The sequence below is a fragment of the Halovibrio salipaludis genome (assembly GCF_002286965.1).
Lineage (GTDB): Bacteria > Pseudomonadota > Gammaproteobacteria > Pseudomonadales > Oleiphilaceae > Halospina > Halospina salipaludis.
Genome location: NZ_NSKD01000001.1, coordinates 948,444 through 971,170 on the forward strand (window position 1 = coordinate 948,444; position 22,727 = coordinate 971,170).

A 22,727-nucleotide genomic window follows, 5' to 3' on the forward strand; every position below is an offset into this window, starting at 1 on the left:
TGTTGTTGAAGGAGGCCGGGTGCAGCGGGGTCTGACGTTGATCGAACTCATTGTGACCATGGCTCTCATGGCGCTGATCCTGGGGATGGCCATTCCGGTCAGCCGCAGTATCATGGCGTCCAGCGAGCTGACGGCCACCACAAACGCCATGGTGGGGGTTCTGAACGAAGCCCGTGTGCAGGGCATACGTCGCAACCGCACCGTCTGGATCTCTCCCGGGGTGGGGGAAAACGGCACCACGGCCTGGCAGAGCGGCATCCATGCCACTGTCGGCGCTCCGGAGGAGTTCCTGGAGCAGACGGTGTTCCTCAGGGCGGTCAGCACCATCGACGACCGCCTGGTGGTCAGTGTCGACGGCGCCGAGGCCACCCAGGACGCCTTTGGTTTCAGCCCGGAAGGGTATCTGCTCAATGCGGACCGTGTGGACTTTGTGCTGTGCAACAGCATCACGCCGTCGGACAGCCGGCGAGTGCGGATCAACCTGGGTGGCCAGATCGAGACCACGACCATCGAGCGCGAGGAGTGTGACGGGGCATGAGACACCAGCGAGGCCTGACCCTTCTGGAAGTGCTGATCTCGGTTCTGCTGCTCTCGCTTGGGATCCTGGGGGTGGCCGGGCTCCAGCTGCACGCGCTGCGCTCGTCCACGGAGGCGGACCTGCGCACCCAGGCCCGGCTGCACGTGCGCGACATGATCGAGCGGATCCGCATGACCCCGGAGGATCGCGAGGCGTTTGAGGTTACCGAAAACAGCTGCGCCGCGGACAGCCTCCCGGGGGGCAGCGGTTTCGTGGCGGCTGAGATCAACAACTGGTGCCGCACCGTCGCGAACGGTCTGCCCGGCGGGCGCGGCATGATCAGTGTGGATGGCACCGATATCCGGGTGCAGGTGAGCTGGCTGGAGCGCGCGGCCCCGGATTCCCAGGATTTCAGTCAGGACGAGCGCGAGCGTACTGAGTACGGACTGGATGCAACCGTGCGGGAGAACGGCTGATGCCCGGGGAGACTGGCAGCTTGAAAGCACAGGACGGCATGACCCTGGTGGAGGTCATGATCGCCATGGTCCTGGGGCTGCTGGTGCTGATGGCGATCGTCCAGATCTTCGTCGGCCAGCGCCAGACGTTTGCGCTGGCCGAGGCCACCAACCAGGTCCAGGAAACCGGTCGGATCGCCATGGAGTTTCTGTCCCGGGCGGGGCGCAATACCGATTACTGGGGGTGTCTCCAGGATGCCTCCGGACTGGAGAGCAACCTCAATGCGGGCAACGGCCAGTCCGTGGCTTTTGATTTCAGCCACGGGCTGGGCGTCTACAGCGGCCCCATGGACGATATGGATGACCTCAATCCCGTGGCGGATTCGCATGTGCTGGTTTTCCGTGGCGCGGAAGGCGGCGATTCCGCCCGGGTGGATGCGACGGCCAGCAACAGTGGCGGCCTGAGGAGTGATTCCGGGCGCGACCTGACGCGTTACTTCAAGCCCGGGGACCTGATGGTGGTCGCGGACTGCGGGGGTGGCGAGATCTTCCAGGCGACATCCGTGCAGCAGCACCAGGTCCGCCACCAGCCGAGCGCCAATGTGACCCCCGGTAACCGCAACAACCAGCTGCAGACCGACCCGGGCGCCGGCGCCCGGATGATGGGCGTCAGCACCCAGCGCTTCTTCGTGGCCGAGCACGGTGAGGGCCGTTATTCACTGATGATCCAGGAGATCAGAGGGACTACTACCGGTGGAGGTCCGGGCGGTGGCGGTGGCACAACGGCTGAGCTCGGCCCGCCGCGCGAGGTGGTCTCCGGGGTGCGCGCCATGCGCGTACGGCTGGGCCTGGATACGGACGGTGATAACGCGGTTGATGCCTGGGAAGCGCCCCCTGCGCAGGGTGGCGATGAATCCGCTCTCGATGAGGCCATCGGGCTGCGCATCAGCCTTCTGGTGCGCTCTCCGGGCGGTGAAGTGACCGAAGAACCGCAGTCCTACTGCTTCCCGGCATGGCGGGACTGCACGGACAGCGGCGAAGGCCTGGTCAGTGCGCAGGACCGCCATCTCTATCGCGTGTACTCAACGTCGATGACCATCCGCAACCGGCTGACGGAGTGAGGTATGCAGGCGAGCAGCGGAATGCAGCGGCAACAGGGCGCCACATTGATCATGACCCTGCTGGTGCTGCTGGTGGTGTCGCTGCTGGCGATCAGCAGCGCCGAAAGGGCCACCCTGCAGGATCGTATGGTGGGCAGCCAGCGGGATGCGGATATCGCCTTCGAGATGGCCGAGGACGCACTCAGTGAGGCGGAAACCCTGCTCGAAACCGGTCAGGTGACGCCCGCGGATTTCAGCACCCAGGGTCCCTTCTACAGCCAGGGTGAGGCCCCGGACCCCTTCGAGCATGCCACCTGGGAACCCGGTGGCGGCAGCCGCGAGGCCACGGCAACCCACAACCGCTGGGTGCAGGAATACAGCGACGCCACCATTCCCCGGTTCATCATCGAACGCATCGGGCGGATCGGTGACGGCGGCGAGGGCGGCGTTATGGTCGGTGGCCGACAGCAGCTGGCCGCCGGCGGGCAGATGGAAGGCTATCGGATCATCGTGCGCTCACGGGGCGCGACGGGACACAGTGACCGGATCCTTGAAGGCTATTTCGCGGCGGATCTGAGGTGATCCGGTCGCGTCGAACCCGGAAGAACAATGGGCAGGAGCAGGTAATCATGGCGGTAACCGCAGTACGCGACAGAATCCTGACGTATCTGCTCGGAGTCAGTCTGCTGGTTCCGTTGGTGGCAGTGGGGGCGGAAAACAGTGGCTTTGCCCAGTCACCGCTGTTCCTGAATGAACCAGCGGCGGACAGCATGGCGTTTGTGCTGGATGATTCCGCCAGTGCGGATTTTGAGCTGCAGGTTCCCGGCACCCGGCAGGGGGCCCTGGAGAGGGATGGCTTCAGCCGCTGGCTGGGGGAGCTTCTGGACGGCAGCGATGTGAATCTGTTCGAGTCGATCGCCCAGCCGCTGCTCCGCGACATCCGCTATGGTTACCTGTTCGAGCCGGGCCTGGCCGACACCTACGACGGCCGCCGCATCAATCCGGAAATCCACGTCGTGCCTCCACTGGCGAAGTTCGGCTTCCTGCGCTCCGCAGCCTGGAACCCCCAGTTCTACAACCCCGGGGTGGATTACGAGCCCTGGCCCTACCCTGTTCCGGACGGAATGCACACAATGCCCCCGGCCAGCACCAGCGACCCGAAGCTGGACCCGCTGTATGGGCAACGGATGAGCGAGATGCGCTCAGACAGCGGTTTCGCCAACTGGCTCAGGGATGGCGCTGATTTCCTCAGTGATGTGGAGTGCTTCCTGACCTCCTGGTTCACCGACTGTGAGGCGGACCGGCCCATGCTCGATGTGCAGTATCGGCCCTTCACGGTATCCGGTGAGCTGCGTGATGCGGTCAAGGGGGTTCTGGACTCGGCGGGTTCCTCGATCAAGGAGAGCACGCTGGGCCTCAGTCCCGGCTCGACATTCCTTGACCGGAGTGCCTGTGAGATTGATGAATTCCGCAATGACTTCGGCACCGTTGTGGGCGAAGAGACCCTGTTCAACCAGAACAGCGTCTGTATGCCGCATGTGCAGGCGAGTTACTACGTGCCCCAGAAGACCGGCTCCTACCGCTGGGAGGGCGACCTTTTCGGTGTTCTCGGAGAAGGGCAGTGCGGCAGCCGGCAGAGTGATGACTTTGTTGAGTTCATTGAGAACTTTGATCAGGAGGCACTGCGGTTCGAGGACGCGCAGGGCAACCAGTTCCCCGGGGCCCTGGCGCCTGACGGCACCTGCCTGCGGCGGGTGAATCTGAGCGATCCGGATGCCGTCCGGGACTTTGTGCAGGAACGCTACGGCCGCACCTACGAGGAAGAGCTCCAGAACTTCGCCAACTGGTTCACCTACCACCGGCGCCGCCACCAGTCCCTGAGAGCGGCACTGGGGGAGACGGCGGTGCGGGTGGACAACCTGCGTGGGATGCCGGTGCTCACCAACAGCGCCTCCGGGGATCTGCCCCTGTACGACCTGCAGGACCGTTCCGGGGACGGCGGGCTGGACCAGTTCCTGGCGCAGATCTACACGGGTTATAACGGCGCTACGGATGAGCGGACAGCGCCCCTGCGCAGCACCCTCAATCACGTCGGGGAGCAGTTTGAGCGCAGCGACGACAATGCCCCTGTGACCGCCTCCTGCCAGCAGAACATCGCGGGCCTGTATTCGGACGGCTACAGCACCGATGGCACGGTCAGTGCCGTGGGCAATGCCGATGGCGGCGCCGGTGAGCCCTTTTCCGACGGGGCCAGGGGAACCCTGGCCGACGTTGCCTGGAACTATTACGACGAGCTTGAGGTCCCCGGCCTGGAAGACGGCAATGTACCGGTTCCCGATGCCTGCAGTGAGCGTAACCCCGCGGGCTGGCTGGACTGCAACCGCGACCTCCACCTCAACACCTTCGGGGTGACCACCGGCCACCAGGGCGCCAATGTCTGGGGCTGGCCGATGCCCGGCACGGACGATGGCTATGAGCGGCGCAGGAATGCGCACCAACAGCCGCCCCAGTGGTGGCCGGTCTCCACGGATCGCCCGGGTGACAACCCCGGCAGCGCCGCCCAGCGGGATGATCTCTATCACGCTGCGGTCAATGGTTTCGGGGAGCTGTTCAGTGCGGATGATGCCGTGAACGCCGCCTCTTCGCTCAACAATGCCCTCAACCGCCCGAGCACTCTCAACGCCTGGGAGTCCGCCGCAACGCCCGAGGTGGTTGAGATCTCGCAGCGCGAAGGACTGGTCTACAGCGCCTCCTTCAACCCCCGTGACTGGGAAGGGCGACTGACCGCCCGGCGCGCGGATCTCACCGCGACCGACAGTGATGACCCGCAGGACCAGGTCCTGGGGGAAGTCCTGTGGGATGCGGGCACGGTCCTGGATGAACGCGATCTCCAGAGCAACCCACGCACCATCCTCACGGCCGGTGCCGACGGGGAGCCCGTGGCGTTTGAGCCGGGCAATCTTGATCAGCTGCCCGATGAGGCGCGGGATGACCTGAAAGCCGGCGAAGCCACCGCCGAGGATCGCATTGCGTACCTGGCGGGCCGGCGCAGCCTTGAGGGTGAACGGTTCCGCGAGCGCGGCGGTCGTCTGGGCGATATTGTCCACTCGAATCCGGTCCATGTGGGCCGGCCTGCCATGGGGTGGCCGGACGAGGCGCCCTACGGCACAGCGGATGACCGCTACTCGGATTACCTGGCTGACCAGCGGGACCGGGAGCGGACCATCTACGCGGGTGCCAATGACGGCATGCTGCACGCCTTTGATGGCACGCCGGACGAGTCCGGCGGCGGTGAGCGTTTCGCCTATATTCCGTCCTTCGCCTTTGATGGGGCCGAAAGCCGCGGTTTCAGCTATTTCACGTCACCGGAATACCAGCACCGCTACAGTGTGGATCTGGCACCGGCGGTCTCCGATGCCCACATCCAGACGGATCCGGATGCCGGCAGTGAATGGCACTCGGTGCTGGTGGGCGGCATGCGCACCGGTGGCCGGGGTCTGTTCGCACTGGATGTCACGGATCCCGATGTGGCCAGTTCCGACTCGCCTGAGGACCTGCTCCTGTGGGAGTTCCAGCATCAGGACCTGGGGACCCTGAACAAGCCCGTGAACATCGTGCTCATGCCCTGGGATGACGGCCACGAGTGGGTGGCGGTATTCGGCAATGGCTATAACGCGCCCAGTGGCCGGTCCGGCGTCTTCATGCTGCGCCTGGAAGGGGGGCTGGACGGCGAATGGAGCGAGGGCACGGATTACCGCTTCATCGAGACCGGCGGCGATGGACTGCCGGGCGTGACCTCGGATGTGACACCGGTTGATACCGACCGTGACCGGGTACCGGACCGGCTCTATGCCAGCGACCGCGAGGGCCGCATCTGGGTGCTGGTGGAGAACAGTGGCAGCTGGGTTGCCAAAGACGAGCCCCTGTTCCGCGCCCCGGGAGGCCAGCCGATCACTACCGGCGTAACGGTGACCGGCAACCGCTTTGTGCCGGATGAGGACAGCAATGCCCCGAACCTGCTGGTGTTCTTCGGCACCGGCCAGTACCTGAGTACCGGCGATCTGGGCGACACCACCACCCAGTCCTTCTACGGGGTCTGGGACCATGGTGGCACGGGAATCAGCAGGGATCAGCTGCAGGCCCAGGATCTGACCGAATCCGTCGCCGGGCAGACCCGGACCCGCAGCCTCAGCGGCGATGACGTGGGCTGGGGCCGCAACCCCACCGACGACCACGGCTGGTACTTTGACTTTGATACCCGCATCGGTGAACGGGTGGTGGAGCGGCCCAGGCTGCGCAATGGTCAGCTGCGGTTCAACACCACCATACCGGAGACGGATCCCTGCTCGGCCGGTGGCAGCAGCTTCCGCATGTTCGTGGACCTGGACGGCTCCAACCCGGACGAGCCGAACGTGGATGAGGACAATGACGGCGAGCTCGAGGAAGAGCCCAACGCGGGCACCGAGCATGATGACGGCCTGCTCAGCGGTGGCAGTGACCTGCTGGACGTGCAGGTGGATAACGCCACGGACCAGGAAAAGGATGAGGAGACCCGGGTCACCCGGACCAGCGAACCCGCCATTCGGCGTGGCCGGCTGGGCTGGCAGGAGCTGGTCCGCCCGCGCTGAGCCTCAGCCGTAGCCCCAGAGCAGGGCCAGGTTCAGTGACGGCAGCATGTCCGGTACCAGGGTGCTTTGGACGCGGTACTCCTCCACGCTGGTATCGCGCCGCAGTGGCCCCAGATAACGCTTGCCCTGGGCGTTGAACACCGCCTGGGCAATGGGTGAGCGCGGGCTGCGGCGCCTGTGGGTGACCAGCCCTGTCTCACCATTGGCCAGCTGCACCAGCACGCCCGGCGGGTAGGGGGTGAGCTGGTGGAACACCGCCTCATAGACAATCTGGTGGGGGTCCTCCGCCATGGATTCCAGGATCTCATCCATGGCGTGGTCCGCCCGGTAGCGGTTGCGGTAGGCGCGCTTGGTGATCATGGCGGTATAGCGCTCCGCCAGGGACAGCACCTTGGCCTCCACCAGAAGCTCGCTGCCGCTCAGGCCCTGCGGGTAACCCGTTCCATCAAAACGCTCATGGTGCTGCTCCACGATCCGTATCAGCACCTCCTGGTTGATGCCGGCCTTGCGCAGGGCGCTGGCACTGAGCTCCGGGTGTTTCTCGATCACCCGGCGCTGCTCGTCGGTCAGTTTCCGGTTGGAGTTGTTGAGCTTGTCCAGGTACGGCAGCAGGGTGATGTTCGCGCTCAGCGCGGCCTGAAGCAGCAGCAGGGTCCGGGTGTCGTCCAGTTCGAAGTGGTAGGCCGCCAGCCAGCAGATGATGGCGTAGAACAGGGTCTGCTCATAGGCCGTGGGCTCCACCGCATAGACGTGCACCAGGCCGATGCAGGCGTCCGCGTCCTGCTGGCACAGGCTCTGGATGCGCCGGGCCAGGTGTTCCAGGCGCTCACTGGCGCGGGCGTCCGCGTTCATGATCCGCTCCAGGGTCTGCTCCAGTTCGTAGAGCAGGATCGAATACTCGGCGAAGGGGCTGAAGCGTGGCGTGGTATCGTTCTTCTGGCGCTTCTCCGCCTGGCGCTGGGGCGGCTCGTACATGCCCCGTTCATAGAGCCGCTCAAGCTGCCATTCGTTCTGGATGACATACCCCTGGGCCACCAGCAGGTTGCCGGTCTCGTCATAGACCGGCCAGGGCAGTGGCTTACCCACGGTTAGCAGCCCCGGAGCGAGCCGTACCAGATCGGACATCGAATACCTCGTCGGAATACGTCAGGTGTGACAATAAAGCACAGAGGCAATAAAGCACAGACCGGCGCTGGAATCACGCCTCACAGGTTGGCCGGGTTCTCAGTCTCAGCCAAGCCCGGATCCGGCGTGACAGGGCATCCACCCCGATGTTGAGCAGGGCCGTGATCAGGATCAGCACCATGGCCCGGTCAAAACGGATCTCCTGGATCGCCCCTTCCACGTAGAAGCCCAGTGTGGTGATGCCGAGAATGCCCAGGATGGCCGTCTCGCGCATGATGATCTCCCAGCGGTAGAACAGGAACGCCAGGAAGGGCGGGTAGACCCGGGGCACCAGCTCCCAGGCATAGCGGTTGAAGCCGGTGGGCGCCCCCTTGCGCAGGGGCACCTCATCGCTCATGCGCCCGACCAGGTGGCCGATGATGCCACCGTTGTGCAGGGCCAGCGCCACCACTGCCGGCAGCATGGACGGGCCCCAGAGCTGGAGCAGGATGTAGGCCAGCATGTACTCGGGCGTGGAACGGGCAATGACCAGCAGCACATGGCCGCTGGTGCGCCGCACCGGGCCGCCGAAGTGGGTGGCGATCAGCGGGAAGGCCAGCAGCGCCAGAACTCCGGTGGCCACCAGCGCCATCTGGGTCAGCAGCAGCGTGTTCCAGATGCCGGGCAGGGCCTGGTTGGCCAGTATGTCCATCAGCCAGGGCTGGAACCCCTCCCAGCCCTCGCCGTTGCGCAGCGGGTGGGGCACGATGTCCTCGGTGAAGAAACGCGTCACGTTCCCCCACATGATGGGCATTCCCTCGCCCAGGAAGAAGGGCGCTGCCACCAGGTAGACCGGCACCAGGCGTGGCCGGAGCCAGAGCCGCATGGTGGCGATCAGCACGTAGAACACCAGCAGCAGCGCACCCACCTGGGAGTAGAACCCCTGGGCAAAGGCGGCCTCGAGGTGGAATCCCAGTGTGGGCAGCCCGATGAACCCGAGGATCGCCGAGGAGCGCAGCCCGCACTCCAGCCGGTAGGCCGTGTAGGTCCGCAGGTGCGGCCAGGCCTCGGGCACCTGGGTGAACAGGTAGCGCGCCATACGGCCGCTGCCTTTCGGGATGGCGCGCGCCGGCAGCGGGTCGGCCTCGTCGATGATCTCCGAGTACACCTTGGCGAAGATGCCCGCGAAGGGGATGGCAATGGCCAGAACGCCCGAAAGCGGGTGAATCCCGAGGCACTGAAGAAAGATCAGCGCCCAGAAGATCTCATGGATGGAGCGGATAAAGGCACAGAAGACCCGGATCAGGCGTGAACTGAACAGGGTCGTGAGGAAGAAGCCCGCAACGGCGCCGAGTGCGACGCCCGTGAAGGCGTAGGCAATGGTCCGCGTGAAGGCGGTCAGCAGCGCGTCCGTCGCCGTCAGATCCGGTGTCAGCAGCCCCTTGAGCAGTCGCTGGAGCTCCTGCCAAGGGTTCAGGGTGGTGACCGCCAGGTCCGCGAAGGGCAGGCAGGCCAGGGCGATGCCGATGAAGGTGAGCGTGACGACGCCGGTTCGGGATCGAAGCATGTCAGTACAGTGGCTGCAGATCGGCGGTGGTCAGGCGGCTGCTGGGCTCATCCAGCGCGATGTGGCCGTCCTGGATACCGATCACACGGTCCGAATACGCCAGTGCCAGGTCCACATCGTGCAACGCGATGACCGAGGTGGGGTAGTCCTGTGTCAGCGCGTCCATGACGCGGCGGGCCAGGGGGCCATCCAGCGCGGATACCGGCTCGTCCGCCAGCAGCATGTCACCCTGCTGGTAGAGTGCCCGCGCTACGGCGGTACGCTGGCGCTGGCCTCCGGAGAGTTCGCCGGCCGGTTCGCGCAGCTTGTCCGCCAGTCCCAGCGTCTCCAGGATCGCGTGCACCTCCTGCCGGGGTTTTCTCAGTGGCAGCAACAGGTTCAGCAGGCTGTAGAAGATGGAATGGCGGTCCAGCTGCCCCATGTAGACGTTGTGGAACACCGAGAGGGTATCCACCAGACCCAGCTCCTGTGGCAGGAAGGCCGTTTTCGGCCCCGCCTCGTCATACAGCAGGCTCAGCAGCGTCGACTTCCCGGCGCCACTGCGCCCTACCAGCGCTACCCGCTGGCCGGGCGCCAGACTGAGCGTGAGCGGGCCCAGGACCCGCTCGCCGCCATAACTCGCCGAGAGATTGCTGACGTCCAGTCCTGCCATCAGTCAAGCAGGCCCGTTTCCTCGCCAACTCGCTTGATCGTCTCGTAATCGTCGTTGCTGGCGGGGATGAACGAGGAGCGCGGGAAGCTTTCCAGAAGCTCAGGGTTCTCCATGTTCAGCAGTGCCTGCTGGACACGCTCCTTGAAGCCGTCACCGAAACGTTCGTTGACGTCACCGCGGATGGTCCACTGGTAGTCCGGGTAAGTGGGCGAGGTCCAGATGATCTGCACCTGGTCCGTGTCGATCTCGTTGTTCTCGACCATCTTGTCCCAGACGGTGTAGTTCAGCACGCCGACCTGGTAGGCGCCGGATTCCACCAGCTTGGCGGTGCGGGTGTGGTTGCCACTGAAGCCGACGCGGCTGAATACCTCGCCGGGGGCAGAGCCGAAGCGCTCACGGATGTAGTGCTCGGGCATGAGTCGCCCGGATGTGGAGCCCCTTGAACCGAATGTCAGGGTCTTGCCCTTCAGGGCCTCGGGGAGTTTACCCTCAGTCGGCTCGATGCCGGTGCTTTCGTGGGCGATGAAATAGCTGCGGAATTCCTGGTCCTCAGCACCCTGGGCAATGGCTTCTGACCCGGGTACGGCCTGACGGGCACGAACCCCGGACAGCCCCCCGAACCAGGCCAGCTGCACCTGGTTGTTGCGGAAGGTCGTTACCGAGGCCGCATAGGATTTCACCGGGATGAACTGGACCGGCACATCCAGCTCATTCTCCAGATAGTCGGCAACCTTCGAGAAACGCTCTTCCAGGCTGGTTTCATCCTCATCCGGGATGGCCGTGAAATAGAGAGTCGATTCCGCCATCGCTGGCGCCGCCATCATCAGGGCGGCAAGCAGGCCGGTTATCCATCGCATTGTTCTGTCTCCTTGATTACTGTCGTGTCGCAGGTAACGTACATTCATACGCCCGGGGCAATGCCCGCGTTCATTCTGTAGGAGCGAGCCTGCTCGCGATGGTCTCGGGCATCGCTTGCGAAAAGCTCCTGCAGCAGGAGGTTGAACCCGTTGCACATCACGCTCATCACCCCCGCCCCGCGCGGGAGCCGCGCGGGCAATCGGGCGACCGCCGAGCGCTGGGCGCACCTGCTGCGCGCTGCGGGCCACCGGCCACGCATTATAACGGAATACGATGCCGAACCCACGGACCTGCTGGTGGCGCTGCACGCCTGGCGCAGTAGCGAGTCGGTGCGCCAGTACCGGGCGCATGCTCCCACGGGGCCCCTGATTGTGGCGCTCACCGGCACGGATATCTACCGCTTCCAGCAGACGCACCCGGAGGCCACCCGTTACAGCATGACGGAGGCGGATGCCCTGATCGGGCTGCATGAGCGGGTGGCGGATGATATTCCGAAAGAATTCCATAATCGCCTGCATACGATCTTTCAATCGGCCCAGCCGCTGCCCCGGCGCCAGCCTCCGGTACAGTCCCGGTTCGATGTGGTGGTCATTGGCCACCTGCGGGACGAGAAGGACTCCCTGCGCGCGGCCCGGGCAGCCCGCGAGCTGCCGGCGGAGTCCCGGCCCAATGTCATCCAGCTGGGCCGGGCGCATAATGAGCAGTGGCAGGCGCTGGCGGAACAGGAGGCGCGGGAGAACCCGCGCTTTGACTGGAAGGGCGAGCTGCCCCGCTGGCAGGTGCGCCGGCACATGGCCAAGGCGCGGCTGATGGTGATCAGCTCGGTGATGGAAGGCGGCGCCAACGTGGTCTCCGAGGCCTGCGTGGCGGGCCTGCCGGTGATTGCCTCGGATATTCCCGGCAATGTGGGGCTGCTTGGCCCGGACTATCCCGGTTACTATCCGGTGGAGGACACGGGTGCCCTGCGCAGGCAGTTGCTGCGCGCTGAACGCGAGCCGGCGTTTCTGGAGGCTCTGCGCGCCGGTGTGGACAACCGCGCCCCGCTGTTCCGCCCGGAAGCTGAACAGGCCGCCCTGGAACGGGTGGTCAACGCCGTGCTGCACCCCTACGGTAAAACGGATACGTAACACATCCCCTGTAGGAGCTTGCTCGCAAGCGATCCCTGCGACCATCGCGGGCAAGCTCGCTCCTGCAGACGACGCACAGCGACGGAGAACCTGCGTGATGAACGACCGCGAAAGCCTGATCCATGCCCTCCACCAGACCCGTGACCGCGTGAAGGATCTGGTCTGCAGCCTGCGCGAGGACCAGCTCAGCGTGCCCTATCACCCGGGCGTGAACCCCCCGGTCTGGGAGATGGGCCACTCCACCTTCTTCTACGAGGTGTTCGTGCTCAACTGGCTGGACGGCACGCCCAGCTATGATCCGTCCATGGACGAACTCTGGGACTCCTTCCATATGGATCACGAGGACCGCTGGTCGAAGACGCTGTTCCCCTCGCGTGATGACACCCTCACCTACATGGACACCATCATCCAGCGCATGGAAGACCGCATCCGCAACGAGTCGCTCACGGACGAGGCGCTGTACCTGTACCGTTACGCCATCTACCACCAGAACATGCACGTGGAGTCCATGACCTGGTGCCGCCAGACCGTGGGCTACCCGGCCCCGCCGTTCGCGGAGCCCCAGGGCTTCACCGGCGAGGGCGTGGATCAGGAGGCGCGCGGTGACACGACCATTCCGGCAGGGCGCTATCTCATTGGCCTGCCCGGCAACCGTGAGACCGATGCCTACGCCACCGAGGACTTCGGGTTCGACAACGAAAAACCGGCCTTCGAGGTGGACCTTCCGGAATTCAGCATCTCCCGGACCCTGGTCACGAACGGTGAGTTCCAGAAGTTCGTGGAAGAGGGCGGTTACGAGCGCCCCGAGTTCTGGAGCCAGGGGGGACGCAAGTGGCTGGAGCGTGAGATCAACCTGAACTTCGGCACTGGCGAGCCGCCGCTGATGGGCACCCAGACGCAGCCGTTCCACTGGCGCAAGCGCGATGGCCGCTGGTACGAGCGCGTCTTTGACCAGTGGCTGCCGCTGGAGCCGGGGCACCCGGTGAAGCAGGTCAGTTACTGGGAAGCGGAGGCCTTCTGCAACTGGGCTGGGCGGCGGTTGCCCACCGAGTACGAATGGGAAGTGGCGGCCCTGGCCAACAGGCCGGGCGAGGCGCGCCGGCGTTATCCCTGGGGCAACGAGATGGATCCGGCGAAGCTGGACATGGATCAGCGCTACATGGGGCGCGTGCCGGTGACGGCGTTCGCCCAGGGCGAGAGCCCCTTCGGGTGCCGGCAGATGCTGGGCACGGCCTGGGAGTGGACGAGCAACCAGTTCTTCCCTTATGACGGGTTTTCCGTGGACATGTACCCGTTCATGTCGACGCTGCAGTTCGGTACGCACAAGACCACCAAGGGCGGCGGGTGTGCGGCGTCGTCGATGCTGATTCGCGGGACTTACCGGCAGGCTTACCATCCGGATCGGTGTGATGTTTATACCGGGTTCCGGACCTGTGCGTTGTCTCAGGACTGAGAACTGGTTCGGGGCAGGCGCTCGGGTAGTGTTTTACGGGAATCGCTATGAATCCATCCATGGACGCTGCGCGGTCGCCATCCCTGGCGACCGAGCTTCCCGTAAAACACTACCCGACCACCTGCTTTCAGACCTTCATGGTGTACGAGACCTTTTTCTATGACCGACTTCTATGAGTCTGATGAGCAGTTGGGCCAGTACATGGACTTCCACTACGGCCCCGAGCACTTCGGCGTACCGAACTTCCCGAAAGCCTGTGCCGAGCGCTGCCTGCAAGCCAAACCCCGGGGCGAACGGGCCCTGGATCTGGGGTGTGCCACCGGGCGCAGTACCCTGGAGCTGGCCAGGGGTTTTGGGCATGTTCTGGGCATGGATCTCTCGCACCGGTTCATTGATGCGGCGGAGCGGCTGTGCCGGGATGGGGAGCTGAGCTACCGGCTGGTTGATGAAGGCGAGATCGGGCACAGCGAGACGGCTTCTCTTGCCTCCATGGGGCTGACCGAGGAGGCCAGCCGGGTGTCTTTCGAAGAGGGTGATGCGGGCAACCTGGGGCCGGAGTACAGCGGTTACGATCTGATCTTCGCCGGCAACCTCATCGACCGCATGCCCAACCCCGGCCCCTTCCTGGGCGGGCTGCGGGAGCGCCTCAATCCCGGCGGCCTACTGGTGGTGACTTCTCCCTACACACTGCTCCCCGAGTTCACACCGTGCGCGAACTGGATCGGTGGTTATTACGGGGCCGATGGTGAGCCGGTGACGGTGCTGGATGGCATGCGGGCCCACCTGGAACCCGGCATGCGGCTGGCCGCCGAGCCGGAGGACGTACCCTTCGTGATCCGCGAGACGCGGCGCAAGCACCAGCATACCCTGGCCCAGCTGACTGTCTGGGAGCGGGTGGACTGAGTCCGCTCAGAAGGGCCAGTTCGTAACCAGAAGGTAGAGGGCCCCGGCGGCCGCGAGGCCGGCCCCGAGGATGACGAGCCCGTCCCGGGTGCTGATGCCGATGGCCGCCAGCGTGATCGCCAGTGCGGGCGCGGCGGCTGCAAACGGGATCAGTTCCAGCGGGATCATGGTCAGTCCGGAAACCGCGCAGGCCAGGAAGATCAGGCTGTTGGCCCAGGGGTGGGTGAGCAGTGACAGGCGGTGCGAGAACAGGCGGTCGATACGGCGTGTCACGGGCTGGGCACGGTCAATGGCCCGGATCAGGTTCTGCCTGTGGATGCTGAGCTCGCGCAGGCGCCGGGGGACCCACGGGGAACGCCGGCCCAGGCTGCCCTGGATGGCGATCAGGAAGATCAGGATGCCGCAGACGCTGGGTACGCCCGGTATCGCGCCGGTGGGCAGGAGCGCGAGCAGTGCCGGGGCCAGCAGCAGTGGCCCGAAGCCGCGGGATTCCAGGGCGGTGATGAGCGTGTCCACCGGCACCTGTTCCGTGTCCGTCTGCGCACGGACCCTCAGGAGGACATCCGTGATCCCCATCGATTGGCTCATGCTGGCAACCGTGCTCCACCCCAGTGACTATGCGGAAATCCTACACGTTTTGGATGGCTGCAGCATGAGTGTTCCATTAACAGCCATCAGGGGTTGAGAAGGATCGGCTCCAGCGCCTCGCCCTGTTCCTTTACCCGGCCGATGATGGCCGTCTCCGGATAGCCCAGGGCTCTGAGTTCGGCAACGCAGGCTTCCGCGTTCGCCGCGGGTACGCTCGCCAGCAGGCCACCGGCAGTCTGCGGATCGAAGGCCAGCGGGTAGCGGGGATGGTTCACCACCTCCTCCTGGTTGCGGATGGCGCGGCGCAGGCGCACGTTGGCCGGCTGCAGTGAGCTGAGGATGCCGGAGGCGGCGGTTTCCTCGGCGCCGGGCAGCACCGGTATGGCGCTCAGGTCCAGCTCCGCGTCCACGCCCGAGGGGCGGGTCATTTCCACCAGGTGGCCGAGCAGGCCGAAGCCGGTCACATCGGTGCAGGCCTGGGCACCGTGTTCATGGATGCAGCGGGCCGCCTTCTGGTTGGAGACCCGCATGGAGGCCAGGGCCGCGTCGATCCAGCGTCCCCTGGCCTCCAGGCGCGGATGGGCGGCGAACAGGGTGCCGGTGCCGACGGGCTTGGTCAGGATCAGCACGTCCCCGGGCTTCATGCCGCCCTTGCTCATGACGGTGTCCGGGTCAATGTAGCCGTTGGCCGCAAAGCCCAGTGCCAGTTCCTTGCCTTCGCCGGTGTGGCCACCGACCAGGGCGCAGCCGGCCTCGTTCAGGGTTTCCACGGCGCCGGCCATCATCTGGTAGACCACATCCTCCACCTTGGATTCCAGCCCGTAGGGCACGGTCGCCACGGCGGTGGCGCTCTGGGCCTCGGCGCCCATGGCGAAGAGATCGCCAAGGCTGTGGTTGGCGGCGACCTGGCCGAAGATGTAGGGGTCATCGATGAAGGCGCGGAAGAAATCCACGGTGTGCACCATGGCCATGCCCTCCGGCACCCGCACCACGGCGGCGTCGTCCGGGGCGTGCAGGCCCACCAGGACGTCGTCCCGCTCGATGGGCTGGAGGCTGTTCAGCGCCCGTGAGAGCACGGTGCTGCCCACCTTGGCGCCGCAGCCGCCGCAGCGCATGGCCACGGCGGAGATGGCCTGCTGGGCTTCCTCACTGCTCAGGGCAATACCCGAAGTGGGGTCGTCCTTGCTGTCCTCGCTCATGGCCGGGAGGTTGTTGAACTTCGCCATGAAACGCCGGTCGATCCAGTCCTTCCAGCGCCATACCCACTCTCCGGCGAACCCGATGGGCCCGCGCGAGGCCACGGCATACTGGTCCCCGGTGCTGATCAGGGCTAGCCACTGTTTCTGCGGGTGGTAGTCCTTCAGTGTCTTGCCGTGCACGGCCCGGCGCAGGTTCTCCGCCAGCGGCTTGCCCTGGCGTACGGCAAAAACGCCGGCCTTCTCGCGCGGGTGGTTGATCATGGTGGCGATGTCGCCGGCCGCAAAGATGTTGGGGTCGGTAACGGTCTGCAGGGTATCCCTCACCTTGATGAAGCCACCCTCGTCCAGTTCCAGCCCTGTGCCGGTCAGCCATTCCGCGCCGCCGGCCTGGGTGACCCAGAGGACTTCATCCGCCTCGAAGGTCTCGCCGCTGGAGGCAACCAGCTGGCGGTCGTTGACCTGATTGATCCGCGTTTTTTCGTGAACGTTCACGCCTCTTTCCTGCAGAACGGACTCGAAACGGCGCCGAACCCCACCGTTGTGCGTGGGCAGGAGCTGCTCGGAGGCGTTGAACAGGTGAAACCGGGCGGCCTCGGGGTCCCTGCCCATGGCGCTGAGTTCATTGCGCAGGCGGTACTGCATGGCCAGCGTCAGTTCCACGCCGCCGGCACCCCCGCCCACGACGGCCACATTGAGTTCGCCCTGGTGATTCTCCATGCGCTCCAGCAGCGATTGCCAGCGGTTGTTGAACCGGTTGATGGGTTTGACCGGCACGCTGTGGTCCTCGGCCCCGGCCACCTGGTCCACGCGCGGGGTGGAGCCGATGTTGATGGAGAGCAGGTCGTAGGGGATGGACGGGCGGTCGCGGCAGATGACGCGCTGGTTGGTGCGGTCGATGTCGATGGCTTCGCTGCGGTAGAAGCGGGCACCGGCGAACTCGGCCAGGCGGCTGAGGTCGATGTGGACGTCGTCGTAGCTGTAGTGGCCGGCGATGTAGCCGGGGAGCATGCCGGAGTAGGGGGTGTGGGTGTCGCGGCAGATGAGGTTGAGGCGCACGCCCGGGATGGGGTTCATGGCGAAGTTGCGCAGTACGCCCACGTGGCTGTGGCCACCGCCGATGAGGACGATGTCGCGGAGTACTGGCTGGTCTGGTTGGTCCATTGGTGCCTCATCTGTGGATTGCTTTTGGTCCGGGGCGGTGCCAGCGGGGGTTCCTTCACGGGAATCGCCACAAGTACGTCCCTGTAGGCTGCTCTTCCGCCATCCCTGGCTCCAGAGCTTCCCGTGAAGGAACCCCCGCTACCACCTTGCAGCAGGGATCCGGCCGTTATTTACGTAAGGTAAGTGCCTGAAGTTCGCAACCTGATTCCTGGCACTGTTAAAAGCGCCACGGAATCACCCGGCGCGCTATGGTATCAATGCCCTTCGCGATACAGCGACAGGGAGAGATATCGCATGAGGCAGGCCTTTTCCGCGGTGGCTGTGCTGATCCTGCTGGTGCTGGCGACACCACTGCAGGCGCAAAGTTACTACATCGGTGTGAACGGTGGCTATTCCGATTTCCGGGACACGCGCTTCGCCTATGGTGACGGCGGGGACACCCGGGTGATCGGCTCCTATGAAGGGGGTGAGACGGTCTCGGTGAGTATCGGGCGGGCGTCCGAGGGCAGTAGCACCTTCAATGGCCGGACGGAACTTGAGCTCGGCTTCCAGAGGGATCGCGTGAGCAGCATGGTCTTTGATGACACCACCAACGAGGAGCCGGCCGTTGATGATGATCCGGTGATTGATGAGGAAACCGGCGAAGTCGAGCAGGAGGGCAGCCGCGACCGGGTGAGTGATGTGTCGGGTCAGTCCGAGGCGGCGTTCGGGTTTGCCAATGCCATCGGGGACTTCAGTCTGACCAGCAGCACGGCACTGGTTGGCGGCTTCGGGTTTGGTCTGGCGGAGGTGAATTTTGATCAGCACAGCGCACGGGGGCGTGGCGTTGTGATGGATGAGAGTGACATTACCTATGGCTACCAGCTGATCGGCGGTGCTGTCTGGCAGCCATTCAGTGTGCTGGATCTGGAAGTGTCCTACCGGTATCGCTCCTGGGAGGACATCAGCATGGAGGCCACCAACGGCGTTAAGAGCAATTTCTCGATGCGCTCCCATAATCTGGTCGGAAGTCTGCGGCTGCGGTTTTAATCCGGGCGGGAACTGCTAGTCTGGAAAGCAGTATGCGAAAACCGGAAGGATGGTAATGGTCTGGCTCAAGTCGTTTGTGGCTGCGTTTCTTGCGACCCTGGTGTTCCACCAGGGTGTGTTTGGTCTGCTGTATCTCGCCGAGGTGGTCCCCGCCGCGCCCTACAACATGGAGCCAAGGGCGCCCCTGGGCGTGCCGGCGGTCATTTCGCTGGCGTTCTGGGGTGGGCTCTGGGGCCTGCCGCTGTGGGCGGTGGTCCGGCACATGGGCTCGCTGGGCTACTGGGGTGTTTCGCTGGTGTTCGGCGCCGTTCTGCCCACGGCTGTCGCCATGCTGGTGGTCTTCCCGCTCAAGGGGCTGGATGTATCCGCGGCCACCTGGATGGGCGGGCTCATCCTCAACGGTGCCTGGGGCATCGGCACCGCGCTGTTCATGGTCCTGATGGGTGCCCGCCGCAAGCCGGCAGACGCCCTGTAGGAGCAAGCTTGCTCGCGATGACCTCTGGTATCGCCTGCAAGCAGGCTCCTGCGGTACTACCGGGCGCACCGGTAGGCGGTGCCACTGACCTCCGGCGTGATGCTTCCCTCATCGTGCTGCCAGACCACATGGGTGGCGTCCCGCTTCGCGGCACTTTCCAGCGCACGGTTGCGGGCGGCGGCCATGGCCTCGCCCTCGGACCAGTGGAAGCCCGAGGAACTGCCGTAGACAGATCCCAAAGGCTCACAGCCCTTCACCTCGGAAGGGTGGGCTTCCACAATCCGCGCCGCCTCCGGGCTGACACTGGCGGCGCAGCCCGCCAGTAATCCAGTGGCTGCGATCAGTGCCGTCAGTTGTCGTGCTATTCCCATCCCAAACTCCTCAGCCACCTGCAATCGCTACCCTGTAGGAGCGAGCTCTGCTCGCGATAGACCTCGGATCGCTTGCAAGCAAGCTCCTACACCCTGAGCATGTTCTTCCGCTGTAGGAGCGGCCATGGCCGCGATCCGACCGCCTCACACGCAGGCCGCCCCCGCATAACGGTTGCCTTGATAACACGTTTCCCCGCTGAGCCGCTATGCTGATGGTAATACAGTAACCGAGTCAGGAGTGCAGGATGACGCATACCGGCGTGGTACTGACCGGCGGCGGCGCCCGGGCCGCCTATCAGGTGGGCGTATTGCGGGCGATCTCGGATATGTATCCCGGCAGCGGCTACCCGTTTGACGTGGTGGTTGGCACCTCGGCAGGGGCGATCAACGCGGCGGCGCTGGCCGGGGGTGGCAGTATCTTCCGGCACAACGTGAGCCAGCTGGAAAACATCTGGGCGAACCTGAGCGTGGATCAGGTCTACCATGCCGGGTCCTTTGCCATCATGCGCAACATGAGCCGGGTGGCGCGCAAGCTGATCTCGGGCGGTGAACAGCGTCACAGCCTGTCCCTGCTGAACAATGAGCCGCTGCGCCAGCTTCTGGAGAAGGAGCTGGACTTTGATGCCATCCACGAGACCATCGAACAGGGGCACCTGCGTGCGCTCGGGCTCAACGCCTGCGGCTACACCACGGGTCGCAACCTGTGCTTCTTCGAAGGGAGCACGGACGTCACCAGCTGGAGCAACGGGCAGCGCGCTGGCTCACGCACAGAGCTGACACTGGATCACGTGATGGCCTCATCCGCGATCCCCACGCTGTTCGAGCCGGTGCACATCAACCGGGAATACTTCGGCGATGGCGTGACCCGGCAGATCGCCCACATCAGCCCGGCAATCCGGCTTGGCGCGGAAAAGGTGGTCATCATCGGCGTCAGTGGCAACAGCCAGAGCGAACCCAGGCGCCCGGAGCATCCGGCGGTGCCAACCTTCGGGCAGATCATGAGCCATGTGTTCAACGGGCTCTTCCTGGACACCCTGGATTACGACATCGAACGCCTGGACCTGATCAACCGGCTGGTCGAGCTGATTCCGCAGGAGGCGCTGACCGGGGCGGGCCTGGACCTCAAGCCGATTGAGCTTCTGGACATCTCACCCAGCCAGCCGCTGGAGGATATTGCGGAGCAGTACATGGACGGTCTGCCCACCATTCTGAGAACCCTGGCGGGGGTGCCGGAGGACGGGAACGTCTCCGGCGCCAGCCTGGGCAGCTACCTGCTTTTCGATCACCGGTTCTGCCGGGACCTGATCGAACTGGGATACAAGGATGCCCAGGCCCAGAGCGACGAGATCGCCCAGTTCTTCGGCACCGGCAACCTGTAGGAGCGGCCACGGCCGCGATCCGAGCATGATTCATGGCCGCGACAACCGCCGCTGTAGCGGCTCCTACTTGAAGCGGGAAAAGTCCGGTGCCCGCTTTTCACTGAAGGCGGTAAAGGCTTCGGTGGCTTCCGGCGACTGCAGACGTTCCGCGAACCGCTGGCCCTCACGCGTCATGGCCCCGGAGACCTCTTCCGCTGTTGCGGCGTTCATCAATTCCTTGGTAGCGCGCAGGGCGGCCGGCGGCAGGGCGGCCAGCTCCAGGCAGGCGTTCCAGGCGTTGGTTTCGGTTTCGGAGGGGTCGCAGACGCCGTTGATCAGGCCGTAGCGCTCGGCTTTTTCCGCATCGAAGGGGCGCCCGAGCAGCAGCAGTTCCCCGGCACGTGCACGGCCAAGCCAGCGCGGCAGCAGCAGGCTGGAGGCGCCTTCGGCACACAGGCCCAGGTTGGTGAAGGGCATGCGGAAGGTGGTGTTGCTGCCGGCCCAGGCGAGGTCACAGTGCAGCAGCAATGTGGTGCCGATGCCCACGGCGGGGCCGTTGGCGGCGGCCACAACCGGTTTGGTGGCTTCCGCCAGCCCGAACAGGAAGCGGCCAACCGGGGTATGCTGGAATTCGTCCGGCATGCCGTTGGCGAATTCGGAGAGGTCGTTGCCGGCGGTGAAGCATTCGGTGTTGCCGGTGATCAGGATGGCGCGGATGTCCGGGTCGTTGTGCGCCTCGGCCAGTCCGTCCGCCAGGGCGGTGTACATGGCGTGGGTGAGGGCGTTTTTCTGGTCCGGGCGGTTGATGCGCAGGATCAGGATCTGGTGGCTTTTTTCCTGGATGATGTTGTCGGTCATTGGTTTTTCCTGGGGTTCGGTTGTGGCATGAGTCGTTTGTCCTGGAAATCTGGCGCTTACGAAAGGCTATGGGGGAGGGCTTTCAGGGACCGCTGTGAACCCATCCATGGGCGCTGGCGCGATGACATCCTGTCATCGAGCCTCCCTGAAAGCCCTCCCCCATACCCTTTCTTCCACGTGTTCAAAGGGCTTGCCATTAGCCGGGATGACGGAAAAGCAGAGTATAACGGCCAGCACTGATTCTGTAACATCATGGTCCACACGCTGTCTGGTGCGTATCAGAAACAAGAGAAGTCGGTAACAGGACAGGAATCGATAATGGAAGAGACCGTAGCCCAACCTCTGAAGCTGCTGGACCCGCGCAAGTTCCGGGATCCGTGGACCACTGCGGATGGTGAGCCGCGGGCGAGTGTGCACCTGAAAAAGCTGGAGACGCTCTGGTTCTGCACCGGCACCCTGTGCAACCTCACCTGTGAGCACTGTTACATCGAGTCCTCGCCCAGCAACGACAGCCTGGTCTACATCAGTGTGGGCGAGGTGGCGGCGTATCTGGATGAGATTGAACGGGAAGGGTTCGGGACGACGACCATTGCGTTCACCGGCGGTGAGCCGTTCATGAACCCGGACATGGTGCCGATCCTGGACGAGGTGCTGCGGCGGGGCTATGAGGCACTGGTGCTGACCAATGCCATGAAGCCGATGATGAAGGTCAGCGAGCCGCTTCTGGCGGTGCATCAGCAGTACGGTGACCGCCTGACCATGCGCATCTCCATCGACCACTACAGCAAGGACGTGCACGAGCAGGAGCGTGGTAAGCGCTCCTGGGATCCGGCGATCCAGGGCATGCAGTGGCTCAGTGAGCACGGATTCAACCTCGACATCGCCGGTCGGCTGTTTTCGGGGGAAGCGGAGGAGCAGATGCGCGCCGGTTTTGCGCGGCTGTTCGAGCGCGAAGGCATCGACATGGACGCCCGCGATCCGCACCAGGTGGTGCTGTTCCCGGAAATGGACGAGAAGGTGGATGTGCCGGAAATCACTACCGCCTGCTGGAGCAGGCTCCAGGTCTCCCCGGATGCCCAGATGTGCGCCACCAGCCGCATGGTCATCAAGCGCAAGGGCGCCGACAACCCCGTGGTCGTACCCTGCACCCTGCTGCCGTACCAGCCCGAGTTCGAGCTGGGACAGACCCTGAGCGAAAGCTTCCAGGAAGTCCCCCTCAACCACCCCCACTGCGCCAAATTCTGCGTCCTTGGCGGCGCCAGCTGCTCTGGCTGATCCCCCAGCCAGCCGCTGCTACAGACAAAAAATGCCCAGCACAAGGCTG

At 64.7% G+C, this 22,727-nt stretch carries 20 protein-coding genes; 12 read left to right on the forward strand and 8 right to left on the reverse strand.

Features of this window, described 5'->3' with window-relative positions:
• Positions 1 to 19: 19 nt before the first annotated feature.
• The 5 genes from CK501_RS04590 to CK501_RS04610 are packed head-to-tail and all read left to right on the forward strand — an operon-like array spanning position 20 to position 6,700.
• Complete coding sequence (locus CK501_RS04590) at positions 20 to 538, forward strand: GspH/FimT family pseudopilin (RefSeq protein WP_095616515.1); 519 nt, start codon at positions 20 to 22, stop codon at positions 536 to 538.
• Entirely contained in the window at positions 535 to 993 is a 459-nt protein-coding gene (gene pilV / locus CK501_RS04595; RefSeq protein ID WP_095616516.1) for a type IV pilus modification protein PilV, read from the forward strand. Before CK501_RS04590 ends, pilV begins: the two co-directional genes overlap by 4 nt.
• Before the next feature lie 20 nt (positions 994 to 1,013).
• Positions 1,014 to 2,093, forward strand: a complete 1,080-nt coding sequence (locus CK501_RS04600) for a PilW family protein (RefSeq protein ID WP_158223044.1) — start codon at positions 1,014 to 1,016, stop codon at positions 2,091 to 2,093.
• Between the two features lie 3 nt (positions 2,094 to 2,096).
• Positions 2,097 to 2,654, forward strand: a complete 558-nt coding sequence (locus CK501_RS04605; RefSeq protein WP_095616517.1) for a pilus assembly PilX family protein — start codon at positions 2,097 to 2,099, stop codon at positions 2,652 to 2,654.
• A gap of 47 nt (positions 2,655 to 2,701) precedes the next feature.
• Complete coding sequence (locus CK501_RS04610) at positions 2,702 to 6,700, forward strand: pilus assembly protein (protein WP_095616518.1); 3,999 nt, start codon at positions 2,702 to 2,704, stop codon at positions 6,698 to 6,700.
• A 3-nt stretch (positions 6,701 to 6,703) separates the two neighbouring features.
• Here CK501_RS04610 and CK501_RS04615 read toward each other — a convergent pair whose 3' ends face one another.
• The 4 genes from CK501_RS04615 to CK501_RS04630 all read right to left on the reverse strand — a co-directional run bounded on the left by CK501_RS04615 (position 6,704) and on the right by CK501_RS04630 (position 10,880).
• Entirely contained in the window at positions 6,704 to 7,825 is a 1,122-nt protein-coding gene (locus CK501_RS04615; RefSeq protein WP_095616519.1) for an HD-GYP domain-containing protein, read from the reverse strand.
• A 73-nt stretch (positions 7,826 to 7,898) separates the two neighbouring features.
• Positions 7,899 to 9,371 carry a PhnE/PtxC family ABC transporter permease gene (locus CK501_RS04620; RefSeq protein ID WP_095616520.1) on the reverse strand — a complete coding sequence of 491 codons (1,473 nt, stop codon included), beginning with the start codon at positions 9,369 to 9,371 and terminating at the stop codon, positions 7,899 to 7,901.
• Position 9,372: 1 nt separating this feature from the next.
• The gene (locus tag CK501_RS04625) at positions 9,373 to 10,023 is read right to left on the reverse strand and encodes a phosphonate ABC transporter ATP-binding protein (RefSeq protein WP_095616521.1); all 651 of its coding nucleotides are present in this window, start codon (positions 10,021 to 10,023) and stop codon (positions 9,373 to 9,375) included.
• Positions 10,023 to 10,880, reverse strand: coding sequence for a putative selenate ABC transporter substrate-binding protein (locus tag CK501_RS04630; protein ID WP_095616522.1), 858 nt, complete (start codon positions 10,878 to 10,880; stop codon positions 10,023 to 10,025). Before CK501_RS04630 ends, CK501_RS04625 begins: the two co-directional genes overlap by 1 nt.
• A gap of 150 nt (positions 10,881 to 11,030) precedes the next feature.
• On the opposite strand from CK501_RS04630, the gene senB reads away from it, so the two are divergent.
• The 3 genes from senB (at position 11,031) to CK501_RS04645 (ending at position 14,364) form a co-directional block, all read left to right on the forward strand.
• A complete protein-coding gene (gene senB / locus CK501_RS04635; RefSeq protein WP_095616523.1) occupies positions 11,031 to 12,008 on the forward strand; it encodes a selenoneine biosynthesis selenosugar synthase SenB in 978 nt (325 codons plus the stop codon).
• 97 nt (positions 12,009 to 12,105) lie between these two features.
• Positions 12,106 to 13,461 (forward strand): selenoneine synthase SenA, encoded by a 1,356-nt coding sequence (gene senA, locus CK501_RS04640; protein ID WP_095616524.1) that lies wholly within the window; start codon positions 12,106 to 12,108, stop codon positions 13,459 to 13,461.
• A 159-nt stretch (positions 13,462 to 13,620) separates the two neighbouring features.
• A complete protein-coding gene (locus CK501_RS04645; RefSeq protein ID WP_095616525.1) occupies positions 13,621 to 14,364 on the forward strand; it encodes a putative 4-mercaptohistidine N1-methyltransferase in 744 nt (247 codons plus the stop codon).
• A 6-nt stretch (positions 14,365 to 14,370) separates the two neighbouring features.
• Here the strand turns inward: CK501_RS04645 and CK501_RS04650 are convergent, their stop codons facing one another.
• Complete coding sequence (locus CK501_RS04650) at positions 14,371 to 14,952, reverse strand: exopolysaccharide biosynthesis protein (protein ID WP_198949380.1); 582 nt, start codon at positions 14,950 to 14,952, stop codon at positions 14,371 to 14,373.
• Between the two features lie 86 nt (positions 14,953 to 15,038).
• Positions 15,039 to 17,312 (reverse strand): selenide, water dikinase SelD, encoded by a 2,274-nt coding sequence (gene selD, locus CK501_RS04655; RefSeq protein WP_095616527.1) that lies wholly within the window; start codon positions 17,310 to 17,312, stop codon positions 15,039 to 15,041.
• 294 nt (positions 17,313 to 17,606) lie between these two features.
• On the opposite strand from selD, the gene CK501_RS04660 reads away from it, so the two are divergent.
• Complete coding sequence (locus CK501_RS04660) at positions 17,607 to 18,341, forward strand: hypothetical protein (protein ID WP_095616528.1); 735 nt, start codon at positions 17,607 to 17,609, stop codon at positions 18,339 to 18,341.
• Positions 18,342 to 18,396: 55 nt separating this feature from the next.
• A complete protein-coding gene (locus CK501_RS04665; protein WP_095616529.1) occupies positions 18,397 to 18,816 on the forward strand; it encodes a hypothetical protein in 420 nt (139 codons plus the stop codon).
• A 56-nt stretch (positions 18,817 to 18,872) separates the two neighbouring features.
• Here the strand turns inward: CK501_RS04665 and CK501_RS04670 are convergent, their stop codons facing one another.
• Positions 18,873 to 19,187, reverse strand: a complete 315-nt coding sequence (locus CK501_RS04670) for a hypothetical protein (RefSeq protein ID WP_095616530.1) — start codon at positions 19,185 to 19,187, stop codon at positions 18,873 to 18,875.
• 245 nt (positions 19,188 to 19,432) lie between these two features.
• On the opposite strand from CK501_RS04670, the gene CK501_RS04675 reads away from it, so the two are divergent.
• The gene (locus tag CK501_RS04675; RefSeq protein WP_095616531.1) at positions 19,433 to 20,566 is read left to right on the forward strand and encodes a patatin-like phospholipase family protein; all 1,134 of its coding nucleotides are present in this window, start codon (positions 19,433 to 19,435) and stop codon (positions 20,564 to 20,566) included.
• A 63-nt stretch (positions 20,567 to 20,629) separates the two neighbouring features.
• On the opposite strand, the gene CK501_RS04680 is transcribed toward CK501_RS04675, so the two are convergent.
• Complete coding sequence (locus tag CK501_RS04680; protein WP_095616532.1) at positions 20,630 to 21,403, reverse strand: enoyl-CoA hydratase; 774 nt, start codon at positions 21,401 to 21,403, stop codon at positions 20,630 to 20,632.
• A 318-nt stretch (positions 21,404 to 21,721) separates the two neighbouring features.
• Between CK501_RS04680 and CK501_RS04685 the strand changes: the two genes are divergently transcribed.
• Positions 21,722 to 22,678 carry a radical SAM protein gene (locus tag CK501_RS04685; RefSeq protein ID WP_095616533.1) on the forward strand — a complete coding sequence of 319 codons (957 nt, stop codon included), beginning with the start codon at positions 21,722 to 21,724 and terminating at the stop codon, positions 22,676 to 22,678.
• The last annotated feature ends 49 nt before the right edge of the window (positions 22,679 to 22,727 follow it).

Excerpts from the sequence above, each read along its gene's own strand:
- CK501_RS04625 (WP_095616521.1), bottom strand. The coding sequence starts at position 10,023 with ATGGCAGGACTGGACGTCAGCAATCTCTCGGCGAGTTATGGCGGCGAG.
- CK501_RS04620 (WP_095616520.1), bottom strand. The coding sequence starts at position 9,371 with ATGCTTCGATCCCGAACCGGCGTCGTCACGCTCACCTTCATCGGCATC.
- CK501_RS04605 (WP_095616517.1), top strand. The coding sequence starts at position 2,097 with ATGCAGGCGAGCAGCGGAATGCAGCGGCAACAGGGCGCCACATTGATC.
- CK501_RS04665 (WP_095616529.1), top strand. The coding sequence starts at position 18,397 with ATGGTCTGGCTCAAGTCGTTTGTGGCTGCGTTTCTTGCGACCCTGGTG.
- CK501_RS04630 (WP_095616522.1), bottom strand. The coding sequence starts at position 10,880 with ATGCGATGGATAACCGGCCTGCTTGCCGCCCTGATGATGGCGGCGCCA.
- CK501_RS04685 (WP_095616533.1), top strand. The coding sequence starts at position 21,722 with ATGGAAGAGACCGTAGCCCAACCTCTGAAGCTGCTGGACCCGCGCAAG.
- CK501_RS04675 (WP_095616531.1), top strand. The coding sequence starts at position 19,433 with ATGACGCATACCGGCGTGGTACTGACCGGCGGCGGCGCCCGGGCCGCC.
- CK501_RS04650 (WP_198949380.1), bottom strand. The coding sequence starts at position 14,952 with ATGAGCCAATCGATGGGGATCACGGATGTCCTCCTGAGGGTCCGTGCG.
- CK501_RS04610 (WP_095616518.1), top strand. The coding sequence starts at position 2,702 with ATGGCGGTAACCGCAGTACGCGACAGAATCCTGACGTATCTGCTCGGA.
- CK501_RS04645 (WP_095616525.1), top strand. The coding sequence starts at position 13,621 with ATGACCGACTTCTATGAGTCTGATGAGCAGTTGGGCCAGTACATGGAC.
- pilV (WP_095616516.1), top strand. The coding sequence starts at position 535 with ATGAGACACCAGCGAGGCCTGACCCTTCTGGAAGTGCTGATCTCGGTT.
- senA (WP_095616524.1), top strand. The coding sequence starts at position 12,106 with ATGAACGACCGCGAAAGCCTGATCCATGCCCTCCACCAGACCCGTGAC.
- CK501_RS04615 (WP_095616519.1), bottom strand. The coding sequence starts at position 7,825 with ATGTCCGATCTGGTACGGCTCGCTCCGGGGCTGCTAACCGTGGGTAAG.
- CK501_RS04680 (WP_095616532.1), bottom strand. The coding sequence starts at position 21,403 with ATGACCGACAACATCATCCAGGAAAAAAGCCACCAGATCCTGATCCTG.
- selD (WP_095616527.1), bottom strand. The coding sequence starts at position 17,312 with ATGGACCAACCAGACCAGCCAGTACTCCGCGACATCGTCCTCATCGGC.
- CK501_RS04670 (WP_095616530.1), bottom strand. The coding sequence starts at position 19,187 with ATGGGAATAGCACGACAACTGACGGCACTGATCGCAGCCACTGGATTA.
- CK501_RS04660 (WP_095616528.1), top strand. The coding sequence starts at position 17,607 with ATGAGGCAGGCCTTTTCCGCGGTGGCTGTGCTGATCCTGCTGGTGCTG.